At 72.5% G+C, this 12,560-nt stretch carries 10 protein-coding genes; 3 read left to right on the plus strand and 7 right to left on the minus strand.

Annotated features, from left to right (window positions below):
• Window positions 1–59: 59 nt before the first annotated feature.
• Window positions 60–1,211: an acyl-CoA dehydrogenase family protein gene (locus ACIQM0_RS13275; protein WP_401286041.1), complete on the minus strand. Its 1,152-nt coding sequence runs from the start codon at window positions 1,209–1,211 to the stop codon at window positions 60–62.
• Window positions 1,212–1,274: 63 nt separating this feature from the next.
• Here ACIQM0_RS13275 and ACIQM0_RS13280 point away from each other — a divergent pair, with 63 nt between their 5' ends.
• The 3 genes from ACIQM0_RS13280 to ppk2 all read left to right on the plus strand — a co-directional run bounded on the left by ACIQM0_RS13280 (window position 1,275) and on the right by ppk2 (window position 3,978).
• A complete protein-coding gene (locus tag ACIQM0_RS13280; protein WP_401286042.1) occupies window positions 1,275–1,949 on the plus strand; it encodes a TetR/AcrR family transcriptional regulator in 675 nt (224 codons plus the stop codon).
• 129 nt (window positions 1,950–2,078) lie between these two features.
• On the plus strand, window positions 2,079–3,044 hold the full coding sequence (locus ACIQM0_RS13285; protein WP_401286043.1) for a DMT family transporter: 966 nt from the start codon (window positions 2,079–2,081) through the stop codon (window positions 3,042–3,044).
• The gene (ppk2, locus tag ACIQM0_RS13290) at window positions 3,010–3,978 is read left to right on the plus strand and encodes a polyphosphate kinase 2 (RefSeq protein ID WP_401286044.1); all 969 of its coding nucleotides are present in this window, start codon (window positions 3,010–3,012) and stop codon (window positions 3,976–3,978) included. The genes ACIQM0_RS13285 and ppk2 overlap by 35 nt, the downstream gene beginning before the upstream one ends.
• A gap of 8 nt (window positions 3,979–3,986) precedes the next feature.
• On the opposite strand, the gene ACIQM0_RS13295 is transcribed toward ppk2, so the two are convergent.
• The 6 genes from ACIQM0_RS13295 to ACIQM0_RS13320 all read right to left on the minus strand — a co-directional run bounded on the left by ACIQM0_RS13295 (window position 3,987) and on the right by ACIQM0_RS13320 (window position 12,555).
• Window positions 3,987–5,066 (minus strand): Zn-dependent alcohol dehydrogenase, encoded by a 1,080-nt coding sequence (locus ACIQM0_RS13295; RefSeq protein ID WP_401286045.1) that lies wholly within the window; start codon window positions 5,064–5,066, stop codon window positions 3,987–3,989.
• Between the two features lie 65 nt (window positions 5,067–5,131).
• The gene (locus ACIQM0_RS13300) at window positions 5,132–6,526 is read right to left on the minus strand and encodes an aldehyde dehydrogenase family protein (RefSeq protein ID WP_401286046.1); all 1,395 of its coding nucleotides are present in this window, start codon (window positions 6,524–6,526) and stop codon (window positions 5,132–5,134) included.
• Window positions 6,527–6,690: 164 nt separating this feature from the next.
• Window positions 6,691–8,046 carry an ABC transporter ATP-binding protein gene (locus tag ACIQM0_RS13305; protein ID WP_401286047.1) on the minus strand — a complete coding sequence of 452 codons (1,356 nt, stop codon included), beginning with the start codon at window positions 8,044–8,046 and terminating at the stop codon, window positions 6,691–6,693.
• A gap of 156 nt (window positions 8,047–8,202) precedes the next feature.
• Complete coding sequence (locus ACIQM0_RS13310; protein WP_401286048.1) at window positions 8,203–10,455, minus strand: molybdopterin oxidoreductase family protein; 2,253 nt, start codon at window positions 10,453–10,455, stop codon at window positions 8,203–8,205.
• A 150-nt stretch (window positions 10,456–10,605) separates the two neighbouring features.
• Window positions 10,606–11,226 (minus strand): TetR family transcriptional regulator, encoded by a 621-nt coding sequence (locus tag ACIQM0_RS13315; protein WP_401286049.1) that lies wholly within the window; start codon window positions 11,224–11,226, stop codon window positions 10,606–10,608.
• Between the two features lie 45 nt (window positions 11,227–11,271).
• Window positions 11,272–12,555 carry a hypothetical protein gene (locus tag ACIQM0_RS13320; protein WP_401286139.1) on the minus strand — a complete coding sequence of 428 codons (1,284 nt, stop codon included), beginning with the start codon at window positions 12,553–12,555 and terminating at the stop codon, window positions 11,272–11,274.
• Window positions 12,556–12,560 lie beyond the last annotated feature (5 nt).

Genomic DNA, 12,560 nt, shown 5'->3' on the forward strand with positions numbered 1-12,560 from the left:
GTCCGGGTACTCAGCCCGGTACTCAGACGCCCGTTCGAAGCGCGCGGCCTCAGGGCGTCTCAGAACGCGGAGACCCCCGTCAGCGCCCGGCCGATGATCAGCTTCTGGATCTGGCTGGTGCCCTCGTACAGCGTCATCACGCGGGCGTCGCGGAGCAGTTTGCCGACCGGGTACTCGTCGATGTAGCCGTAGCCACCGAAGACCTGGAGGGCGTTGTTGGCGGCGCGGACGGCGGCCTCCGAGGCGAAGAGCTTGGCCTTGGAGGCGGCGGTGGCGAAGTCCTCGCCGCGGTCGATCAGGTCGGCCACCCGCCAGGTGAGCAGCCGGGCGGCGTCGACGTCCACGGCGATGTCGCTGATGAGCTCCTGGACGAGCTGGTAGCCCGCGATGGACTTGCCGAACTGTTCGCGCTCGCCCGCGTATCCGACGGCAGCGTCCAAGGCGGCCTGGGCGATGCCGACGCAACCGGCCGCGACCGACATCCGGCCCTTGGCCAGGGCGGACATGGCGATGGAGAAGCCCTTGCCCTCGGGGCCCAGAAGCGTGGTGGCGGGGACGCGGACGTCCTCCAGCACCAGCTCGGCGGTCGCCTGGCCGCGCAGTCCGAGCTTGCCGTGGATGGTGCGGCGGGTGAGGCCGGGGGTGTCGGTGGGGACCAGGAAGGCGGATATGCCCTTGTGGCCGGGGGTGTCGTCGGTGCGGGCGAAGAGCAGCACCACGTCGGCCCAGGTGCCGTTGGTGATGAACATCTTGGAGCCGTTGATGACGTAGTCCCCGCCGTCCCGCACGGCCCTGGTCGTCAGGCTCCCGGCGTCCGAGCCGGTGCCCGGTTCGGTGAGGCCGAAGCAGCCCACCGCGTCGCCCGAGGTCAGCCGCGGCAGCCACCGGCGCTTCTGCTCCTCGTCGCCCCGGGCGGCGATGGTCTTCGCGACCAGGCCCAGGGAGACCGAGACGATGCCGCGGACCGAGGAGTCGCCGCGGCCGAGCTCCTCGGTCACCAGGCAGTACGCGAGGTGGTCGCCGCCCGAGCCGCCGTACTCCTCGGGGACCGTCAGCCCGAGGAAGCCGAGCGAGCCCAGCTTCTTCACGATCGACTTGTCGACGCTCTCGGCCCGGTCCCACTCGACGACGTGCGGGGCGATGTCACGGGCGACGAAGTCCTTGGCGAGCTGCCGGACGGCTTCCTGCTCCTCGCTGAGCTCCAGGTTCATCGTTCGACCCTCCAGTTTTAATTAGCACTGCTAGTTTTATGACCTGGCCCTACTATGTGCCGCATGGCCCGCCCGCGCAAGCCCCTCCTCAGCAGAGACCGCATCATCGCGACAGCGGGTGCCCTCGTGGACGCCGAGGGGCTCGACGCCGTCTCGACCCGCCGGCTGGCGGCCGAGCTCGGGGTCAGCGGGCCGTCGCTCTACAACCACTTCCGCAACAAGGACGAGATCCTGGACGCCGTCGCCGACGCGGTCTCCGCACAGGTCGATCTGTCGATGTTCGACGAGTCCGACAGCCGTGACTGGCGGGCCGCCCTGCACGACTGGGCGGTCTCCTACCGTGCGGCGCTCACCGAGCACCCGCACATCGTCCCGGTGCTGGCCCAGGGCCCCGGCCGCCGCCCGGCGGGCCTGCGGGTCGCGGACGCGGTGTTCGGCGCCATGGTCCGCGCGGGCTGGCCGCCCGCCCAGGCCACGTACATCGGCGCGCTGATGCGCTACTTCATCACCGGCTCGGCGCTCGGCTCCTTCGCCCGGGGCTTCGTGGACGACGAGACCGCGTACGACCCCGCCGACTATCCGCACCTCGGCCAGGCCCACCTGCTGGCCGAGCGCCGCCAGCAGGTCGACGAGGGGGCGTTCGAGACGGGCCTGCGGGCGCTGATCGACGGCCTCGCCCTCCAGTACACGCCGCCCGCGGCGGCCGGGACCGTTCGGCCCGCGCCGAAGCGTTCCTGACGCATCCTGGAACACATGGCATACCCCGACCCGGCCGCGCCCCGGCTCGCCGCCCTGGCCGCGCCACTGGGCATCGAGCCGGACACTATTCGGTAGGTGCCGAAGCCTCGCGGCCTTACCGTCGGACCCATGACGACTACCCCCGCCCCGCGCTCCGACTGGCGGGCCCCCGCCGCCGCCTGCACCACCGTGGTCCTGTGGGCCTCCGCCTTCGTCTCCATCCGCAGCGCGGGCGAGGCCTACTCCCCGGGCGCGCTGGCCCTCGGGCGCCTGCTGACCGGCTCCCTGGCCCTGGGCGCGCTCCTGCTCGTACGGCGCGAAGGCCTTCCGTCCCGGGCCGCCTGGCCGGGGATCATCACCTCCGGGCTCCTGTGGTTCGGCCTGTACATGGTGGTGCTCAACTGGGGTGAGCAGCAGGTGGACGCGGGGACGGCCGCCATGGTCGTGAACATCGGGCCCCTCCTGATCGCACTGCTCGGCGCCCGGCTGCTCGGCGAGGGACTGCCACGCCGGCTGGTGCTGGGCATGGCCGTGTCCTTCTCGGGCGCCGTGGTCGTGGGGCTCTCCATGTCGGGGAAGGGCAGTTCCTCGGTCCTGGGCGTGGGTCTCTGTCTGCTGGCCGCGGTGGCGTACGCGGCCGGGGTCGTCGGCCAGAAGCCCGCGCTGGGGCATGGATCGGCGCTCCAGATCACCACGTTCGGCTGCCTGGTCGGCACGGTGGCGTGCCTGCCGTTCTCCGGTGCGCTGCTCTCGGACGCAGCCGACGCGCCGCTGTCCGCGACGCTGAACATGGTCTATCTCGGCCTCTTCCCGACCGCGCTGGCGTTCACCACCTGGGCCTACGCGCTGGCCCGCACCACCGCCGGGCGGATGGGCGCCACCACCTACGCGGTGCCCGCGCTCGTCGTGGTGATGGCGTGGCTGCTGCTGGACGAGGTGCCCGCGCTGCTCACCATCGGCGGCGGGCTGCTCTGCCTTGCCGGGGTGGCGGTGTCCCGGACGCGTCCGCAGACTGGTCCGACGCGGAGGAATCCGGCCCGGTCGATGGAGGGACCCCGTCATGACGCGGAGCGCCGAGCGGCGGAGCGGCCGTAGCCACGGAACGAAGAAGGCGAAGCGGCCGGAGAGCGGGGGGAAGCGGAAGCAGGCGTCCGCCGGGGGCGGCCTGCCCCTGGTGACGCCCGAGGGCCCGGCCCGCGACGCCTGGCGGGAGGACTACCCGTACGACAGGAAGCTGGGCCGCGAGGCGTACGACACGTCCAAGCGGGCCCTCCAGATCGAACTGCTCAAGCTCCAGCACTGGGTCAAGGAGCACGACGAGCGCCTCGTCATCCTCTTCGAGGGGCGCGACGCCGCGGGCAAGGGCGGCACGATCAAGCGGTTCACCGAGCACCTCAATCCGCGCGGCGCGCGGGTGGTGGCGCTGGAGAAGCCCTCCGAACGCGAGCGCACCCAGTGGTACTTCCAGCGGTACGTGGCCCATCTCCCGGCGGCCGGGGAGATCGTGCTCTTCGACCGGTCCTGGTACAACCGGGCCGGTGTGGAGCGGGTGATGGGGTTCTGCACGACCCCCGAGTACCTCGAATTCATGCACCAGGCGCCGGGGTTCGAGCGGATGCTCGCGCGCGACGGCATCCATCTGGTGAAGCTCTGGTTCTCCGTCTCGCGCAACGAGCAGCGCAGCCGGTTCCTGGCCCGGCAGACCGATCCGGTGCGGCAGTGGAAGCTGAGCCCGGTGGACCTCGCCTCGCTCGACAAGTGGGACGCGTACACGGAGGCGAAGGAGCTGATGCTCTTCCACACGGACACGGCGGACGCGCCCTGGACGGTGGTGAAGAGCAACGACAAGAAGCGGGCCCGGCTGGAGGCGATCCGGCACGTGCTGCACCGCTTCGACTACCCGGACAAGGACGCGTCGGTGGCCCGGGAGCCGGACCCGCTGATCGTGGGCCCGGCCTCCCGGCTGTTCGAGAAGGGCGAGACGTCGGCCCGGCCGCTGCCGACGGGCCGGTCGCGCGACAGCCTCTGACTCCTGCCCTAGAAGACCACCAGGGCGCGGCCGCCCTTTCCGGCGATCATGTTGTCGAAGGCCGCCGGGATACCGTCCAGCGCGATCCGCTCGGTGACCATCATGGAGAGGTCGAAACGGCCCGCCCCGATGTGGTCGGCCAGCACCGGCAGATCACGGGCCGGGTCGCTGTTCCCGTACACGCAGCCCGTCAGGGAGCGGCCCCAGTGGAAGATCTCCAGGGCGTTGAAGGTCACCTCCTGGTCCTTGCCGCCGATGCCGACGACCGTGGTGCGGCCGCCCCGGCGGGTGGACTCCCACGCGGTACGGATGGTGGCGGCGCGGCCGACGCACTCGATCGCGACGTCCGCGCCCTGACCGCCGGTGAGGCCGCGGATCTCGCGGGGTGTGGTGGCGGAGGCGATGACGTAGTCGGTGGCGCCCGCCCGCCGGGCCAGCTCCTCCTTCTCCGGGGAGACGTCCACCGCGATGATCCGCGAGGCGCCCGCGATCCGGGCGGACTGCAGCACCGCGAGGCCCACCCCGCCGACACCGAACACCACGACGGACTCACCCGCGCGGACCTGCGCGCTGTGGTGGACCGCGCCGTACCCGGTCAGCACCGCGCAGCCGAGCAGGGCGGCGTCGGTGAGCGGGATGCCGTCCGGGGCGGGCAGCACGCAGTTCGCGGCGACGACGGTCTCCTGCGCGAAGGCGGCGACGTTCAGCCCGGGGTGCAGCTCGGTGCCGTCGGCGGTGCGGGCGTGGATGTTCGCCGCGCCGGCCAGGGCGTTGGCGCAGAGCCAGACCTCGCCGATCCCGCAGTGGTGGCAATTCCCGCAGGAAGGGGCCCAGTTGAGCACCACGGCATCGCCGGGCGCGACACGGGTGACGCCGTCGCCCACGGAGACGACGGTGCCCGCTCCCTCGTGGCCGAGGACGGCGGGCACCGGCACCCGCATGGTGCCGTTGGACAGCGAGAGGTCGGAGTGGCAGACCCCGGCGGCTGCGAGACGGACCCGGACCTGGCCGGGTCCTGGTTCCGGAAGGGTGATGCCGGTGATCTCCAGCGGAGCTCCGACGGCGGGCAGTACGGCGGCGCGGACCACGGACTTGCTCCTTGCTGATCGAGGAGTGCGGACTCGGGGCGGTGCGGACTCGGGCGGTAACGGGCTCAGAACTGGAGGGACTTGGTCTGGAGGTACTCCGCGAGGCCGTGGAGACCGAGCTCGCGGCCGACGCCGGACTGCTTGTAGCCGCCGAAGGGGGCGAGCGGGTTGAAGCGGCCGCCGTTGATGTCGACCTGTCCGGTGTCCATCCGGCGGGCGAAGGCGACGGCCTCCGCGTCGTCGGCGGCCCACACGGCGCCGGCGAGCCCGTACACGGTGCCGTTGGCGATCCGCAGGGCGTCGTCCTCGTCCTCGTACTTCAGGATCGAGAGGACCGGGCCGAAGATCTCCTCCTGGGCGATGGTCATGTCCGGGGTGACATCGGCGAAGACGGTGGGGCTGACGTAGTAGCCGGTGCCGAGCGGCGCGTCGGGGCCGCCCGCGACGACGCGGGCGCCCTCCTCGATGCCCTTCTCGATGTAGCCGCGGACCCGGGCCTGCTGCTTGGCGTTGACGAGCGGGCCGACGCGCTCGCCGGGTACGTACTTCGCGACGGCCGTCGCGGCGAGGGCGACCGCCTCCTCGTACCGGTCGGCGTCCACCAGCATCCGGGTCCAGGCACTGCACGTCTGGCCGGAGTTGGACATCACGTTGGCGACGCCGACGTTGACCGCCTTGGCGAGATCGGCGCCGGGCAGGATGACGTTGGCGGACTTCCCGCCGAGCTCCAGGGCGACGCGCTTGACCGCGCCGCCCGCGGTGGCGCCGATCTGCTTCCCGACGGCGGTGGACCCGGTGAAGGAGACCAGGTCCACGTCCTCGTGCGCGGCGAGGGCCTGTCCGGCGACCGGGCCGAGGCCGGTCACCAGGTTGAAGACCCCGGCGGGCAGACCGGCCTCCGCGGTGGCCTCGGCGAAGAGCTGAGCGGTGAGCGGGGTGTCCTCCGCGGGCTTGAGGACGACGGTGCAGCCCGCGGCGAGCGCGGGGGCGACCTTGGCGACGATCTGGTGCAGCGGGTAGTTCCACGGGGTGATCGCGCCGACCACACCGACGGGCTCCAGGAGCACGGTGGAGTTGCCGTGCCGCTCCTCGAAGGCGTACGTCGCGGCCAGTTCGGCGTACGAGCCGGCGACCAGCACCGGCACGCCCGCGTGCACCATCTGCGACATCGGCAGCGGTGAGCCCAGTTCGGCGGTGACCGTCTCGGCGATCTCGTCCTTGCGGGCCGCCAGCACGTCGCGCAGCGCGCCGATCCGGGCGGCGCGCTCGGCCGGCGGGGTCGCGGCCCAGCCGGGGAAGGCGGCGCGCGCGGCCCGTACCGCGTCATCGACGTCGGCCGCCGTTCCGGCCGGGACGTGGGCGATGACCTGCTCGTCCGCCGGATTCACGACCGCGATCGTGTCCGCCCCCGCGGGCTGCCGCCATTCGCCGCCGATGTACATACCGTCGTGGGCCTTCATGGTGTTCCTCCCGGGCACGGTGACGGACAGGGTCGTCCACGCCCCAAACTAGCGCTGTTAGTTTTCAGGCGCCAGAGACAAGGGTAACGTGTGGTCCCCCGTTTCACCCGGGAGTGGGCGGGGTGGCCTCCTTCTCCGTCGAACGGTCGAGCCCGGCGCCTCGGTTACGTGTCCAGCCCGGGGACGTCCTTCGGCAGCGGGCAGATCCGGCGCCCCTGGTGGTCGAAGACGTACAGGTGCGCCAGGTCCACCAGGAGCGGGACCTGGCCCCCGGTGCGCAGCCGCATGTCGGGGCCGGTGCGCACGACGAGGTCGCTGGCCGTGACCGCGGGGCGGTCGGGGCTGCGCGCCCCTGGCGGCAGCGCCTCGGGACCCGGCTCGTCCAGGACGGCGACGGGACCGCTGACGTACCCGGTGGCGCGTTCCCTGAGGCGTTCCAGCACGCCGGCTCCGCCTTCGGCGCGGCGCCTTCGCGGGATGCCGCGTTCCTGGCGGGCGGATTCCAGATCGGGCACCACGGCGGGCTGTGAACCGGTGTTGAGGTGGACCAGTGCCTCGTGCCCCTGGTACTCGACGTGCTCGACGATGCCGCTGAGCGCGACCTCCCCGGGGCGGGCCTGGCTGGGCGGGGCGATCCGGACCGCTTCCGAGCGCAGTCCGACGATGATCCGGCGGCCCTGCTGGATGCGGAGCAACTGGTGGTCGGGGCTGAGCGGTTCGGGCAGCGGGAGGCGCTGGCGGCCGAGGTCGATCGACATCCGGCCCTCCAGGGGCGCGTGGACGACCGCCTGGAGCAGATTGATCCGCGGGGTGCCGATGAACGCGGCGACGAACACGTTCTCCGGCAGGGCGTACACCTCGCGCGGCGGGCTGACCTGTTGGAGCACTCCCCCGCGCATCACGGCGACCCGGTCGCCCAGTGACATCGCCTCGGCCTGGTCGTGGGTCACGTAGACCGTGGTGACGCCGAGTTCCTTGGTGAGCTGCGATATCTCGGCGCGCAGATGGTTGCGGAGCTTCGCGTCGAGGTTGGAGAGGGGCTCGTCCATCAGGAAGGCGGAGGGCCGGCGCGAAATGGCCCGGCCCATGGCGACCCGCTGGCGCTCGCCGCCGGAGAGCTGGCCGGGGAGCCGGTCCAGGACGCGCTCGATCCCGAGCATCCTGGCCGTGTTCTCGATGCGCTCGTTGTGGTCCTGGCGCGGGTTCTCCAGCTTCAGCGGGAAGCCGATGTTGGCCCGGTTGGTCATGGTCGGGTACAGCGCGAAGTTCTGGAAGACCATGGCCATCCCGCGTTCGCGGGGCGAGAGGTGGTTGGCCGGTTCACCGTCGAGCAGCACCTCGCCCTCGGAGACGTCCTCAAGACCGGCGATCATGCGGAGCACGGTCGATTTCCCGCAGCCGGAGGGGCCGAGCAGGACGACGAACTCGCCCGGGTCGATGGAGAGCGAGAGGCGGTCGACGGCACGCGAGGACCGCCCGTACGCCTTGCTGACATTGTTCAGAGTGATGGCGCGAGTCATGTGGTTCCGCCCGGAAGGATGGTGGTGGAGCGGTGGGGAGCGGCAGCAGTGGCCTGAAATTAACCCACTGGGCGGGGTGAGGGAATGACTCGCGCAAAGGTCGCCGGGCACTGGGCCGGGTTCGGGGCCGCGCCGGACCGGCCCGCAGGGCTTCGGTCAGCCTGCGGGTGTCACGGTGACGGGGATGCCGTTGAGCACGGCGGTGCCGGAGAGCGGATCGAGCCGGGTGCCGTCGAGCAGCTGGTTGACGTTGACGCCGGGCGTCGCCGCGGCGACGGACATCCGGGTGCCGGGGCGGCTGTGCCCCCAGCCGTGCGGGAGGCTCACCACGCCCGTCCGTACCCCGTCGGTGATCTCGACCGGGGCCGTCAGCTCACCGCCGTCCCCCGTGACGGTGGCGGCAGCACCGTCCGCCAGTCCGAGCCGCGCCGCGTCCTCGGGGTGCATCTGGAGGGTGCAGACGTTGGAACCGCCGGTGAGCGCGGCGACGTTGTGCATCCAGCTGTTGTTGGAGCGCAGGTGGCGGCGGCCGATGAGGACGAGCGCGTCGGGGTCGGTACGGCCCGCGAGGGCGTCGCGCAGCCGGGGCAGGTCGGCGGCGATGGGCGCGGGGAACAGCTCGACGCGTCCACTGCGGGTGGTGAGGATCTCGGGGACCCGGGAGGTGAGGGGGCCGAGGTCGATGCCGTGGGGGTGGGCGAGCAGCCGTTCCAGGGTGAGGCCGTCGGGGTCGGCGCCGAAGCCGTCGCCGTACGGGCCGAGGCGCAGCATCAGGTCGAGGCGGCGTTCGGGGCCGGTGCGGCCGGTGAGCGCGGCGGCGAGTTCGGCGGGGGCCCGGCCGTGCACGGGCGAGTGGGGGTCGGCGACGGTCTTGCCGAGGGTCCGGTCGATGACCATGGCGTCCACCGCGTCCGGCTCCGCGCCGTGCATCCCGGAGACGGCCAGGACGAGCCGGGCGAGGATCTCGCCCTCGTCCATCCGGTCGGCGTCCAGGGGGACGGCGGGCCGGTTGTAGCGGACCTGGTTGCGCACGGCCAGGGTGTTGAACGCGAAGTCGAAGTGAGCGCTCTGCGAGGGCGGCGGCGGGGGGAGCAGCACATCGGCGTGGCGCGAGGTCTCGTTGAGGTACGGGTCGACGCTCACCATGAAGTCGAGCCCGTCGGCCAGCGCCCGGTCGAGCCGGTCGCCGTCGGGCGCCGAGAGCACGGGGTTGGCGGCCAGGACGATCAGTGCGCGGATACGCCCCTCCCCCGGTGCGGTGATCTCCTCCGCCAGTGCGGAGATGGGCAGTTCGCCCTTGGCCTCGGGGTACCCGGAGACCCGGCTCGACCAGCGCCCGAGGGCGAATCCCTTGCCGGGGGCGGCGGGTCGCGGGGCGCGGGCGGTGGCGGAGAGCGGGAAGAGGGCGCCGCCGGGGCGGTCGAGGTTGCCGGTGAGGATGTTGAGGACGTCGACGAGCCAGCTGGCGAGGGTGCCGTGTTCGACGGTGCAGCTGCCGATCCGGCCGTAGACGGCGGCGGTGGGGGCGGCCGCGAGCTCCCGGGCGATCGTGCGGATGGTTCCGGCGTCCACGTCACAGGCCGCGGCCACCGCCTCGGGCGGGAAGTCCCGCACCGCTTCCGCGACTTGATCGATCCCCTGGACGTGGTCCGCGAGCGCGCCGGGGTCGGTCAGCTTCTCCTCGAACAGTACGTGGGTGAGGGCGGCGAGCAGGAGGGCGTCGGTTCCGGGCCGGATGGCGACATGCCGGTCGGCGAGGCGCGCGGTGCGGGTGCGGCGGGGGTCGACGACGGTGAGGCTGCCGCCGCGGCGGCGCAGCGCCTTCAGCTTGCCGGGGAAGTCGGGGGCGGTGCAGAGGCTGCCGTTGGATTCGAGCGGGTTGGCGCCGAGCAGCAGCAGATGCCCGGTGCGGTCGAGGTCCGGGACCGGGATGGAGTTCGGGTCACCGAAGAGCAGCCCGCTGGAGACGTGCTTGGGCATCTGGTCCAGGGTGCTCGCGGTGAACAGGGCCCGGGTGCGCAGCGCGCCGAGCAGGGCGGACGGGTAGAGGGCCCCGGCCATGGTGTGCACGTTGGGGTTGCCGAGGACGACGCCGACGGCCTGCGGGCCGTGCTCCTCGGTGACGGCGGGCAGGGCGCGGGCGATCGCGTCGAACGCCTCGCTCCAGCTCGCCTCCGTCAGGACACCGTTCCTGCGGACGAGCGGGGTGCGCAGCCGGTCGGGATCCTCGTCGAGTCCGCCGATGGAGGCGCCCTTGGGGCAGATGAAGCCGTGGCTGAACACGTCGTCACGGTCACCGCGGGCGCCGGTGACCCTGCTCCCCTCGATGGTGAGGGTGAGTCCGCAGGTGGCTTCGCAGAGGGGGCAGATGCGCAGGGCGGTGCGGGTACGGCTGGGGTCGTGCGGCATGGGCCCTCCCCGGGGCGGCGGCGTTGAGGCGCGTACGTGGTCGACCGGGGCCGAGCATACCGACCGGTACGCATGGTGGGGAGGTGTTGCGGCGAGCCGGTTGTCCGGCCCTCCGCCCGGGGCGGGCCGGACGCCGTGCACCGGGCGGACTCACTCCAGTACGCGCGCCAGATACGCCTGGATCAGCACCCGGGTCTCGGTGACGATCGCCTCGTCGCCGGCCGGGGCCATGCGGAAGGCGAGCTTGAGCAGGGCGTCGGTGGCCTCCACGCAGACCAGGACGGTGCGCAGCAGATCCTCGTCGGACGTACGGCCCAGATGCCCGGAGATGAGGTCCGCGAGCCGGCTCGCGACCCGGTGATTGGCGTCGTCGGCCGGGTCCTCGTCGGGTGCCGGTGCGCCGAAGTCGATGAGCGCGAAGCCGGGTACGGAACGTTTCATCGCCAGGTACTCGTCGAGTACCGCATCGATGGCGCGGTGCCAGTCGCCGGCCGGGATGCTGACCAGCCGGGCCTTGATGCGCTCGGCGTAGCTGTCCAGATTGCGGAGGGCGAGGGCGTCGGCGAGGGCGCGCTTGTTGGAGAAGAACCGGTAGACGGAGCCGATGGGGACTTCGGCGCGCACGGCCACGGCCCGGGTCGAGAGCTGCTCGTAGCCGGTCTCGTCGAGGAGTTCGGCGCAGGCGTCGAGAATCCGGGCGAGGCGCTCGGCGCTGCGCTGCTGCACGGGGGCGCGGCGGAGGTTCGTGTTCGCATGGGGCACGGACTCCATGATGCCGTGGGCCTCCTTCGCCGGGCACGAGGGTGCGGACCGGCCTCAGGCGATGAGCAGGCTCAGCCCGCCGATGGTGTACGCGATCATCAGGATCAGCAGGGGGAGTTGGCCGGCTATCGCGCGTCCGGGCGGGAAGAGCCGTACGGAACGGTCATGGGCGGCGACGACTCCGAGGACGTGGCCGAGGACGATCGCGAGGACCTGGAGGGTGGCGACACCGCCCGGCCCCAGGAGCGGTTCGGGCGGAGCCGGATTGTCAGTGCCGAGTGCCACCATGACCGTACGTGGACCTTCGGTGACGAAGAGCGTGAAGTAGTGGGCGACGAGATAGCCGAGGGCGATCGGGACGAGCGAGTGCGCGAAGGCGGTGAGGGGGTGCGGCAGTTGGCCGGAGAGCAGCCGGGTGGCCCCGGCGCAGAGCGCGTAGAGGGTGGCGACGAGGGCGACGGCGCCCAGAAGCCCGAGCGTGGCCGCGGTGGTGCGGCCCAGGGGGGAGGTCTGGACGGTGGTGATCCAGGAGGGTGCGTCGGAGAAGCCGTCGTAGGCGGTGGAGCCGAGCATGACGCAGACGGTGGCGACGAGCCCGGGGAGTTGTGGCGTGGCGTCGAGTCCGTTGAACGGGGACCGCAGGACGAGGCGGCGGTCGGCGGGGCGGCGGCCGAGCGGGGAGAGCCTGGCGAGGAGTCCCGAATAGACCTCGAAGGCGTCGGCGTGGTCGAACCAGCGGGCGCCGTGGCGGGCGGCGCCCACGAGGTGGACGACGGAGTACAGGCCGAGGAAGAGCAGCAGTGCGGTGGGTGACGCGGGGTCGGGGGCGACGAGTTCCAGCCAGGTGAAGGCGAGCAGCCCGGCCGCAGCGGGCCACGTCCCGAGGCGTGCGGGCACGGGACGGCCCGCGTCGGGGTCGCGCCCCCGTACGCGGCAGGCCAGGAGGTGGAGGGTGCGCAGGGGGTTGAGCAGCCGCCAGACGGGGCCGAGCAGCAGCGAGGCCGGGACGAGCCCGACCCAGAGGAGTACGTAGACGGCGCCGGGGGCCGGATTGCGGTCCGGGCCGGCCGGGCCGAGGAGGAGGTACAGCACGACGTACAGCGCGGCGGCCAGGCCGAGCGCGCGGGCCACAGCGCGGGTGGCACGCGCGTCGGCCGCGCGCTGGACGGCGGCCGGCAGCGGGCGGCCCGCCAGTCCGCCGCGGAACCGGGAGGCGGACCAGAGCAGGCCGAGTGCGAGAAAGGAGACGAACAGCGCGGCGAAGGCGCCCGCGAACGCGTAGAAGGGCGAGAGCGGCAGGTCGTGCTGGGCGCCGATGCCATGGGCGAGGACGCGCACGGCAT

Origin of the sequence: Streptomyces sp. NPDC091387 (genome assembly GCF_044756945.1) — a bacterium.
Lineage (GTDB): Bacteria > Actinomycetota > Actinomycetes > Streptomycetales > Streptomycetaceae > Streptomyces.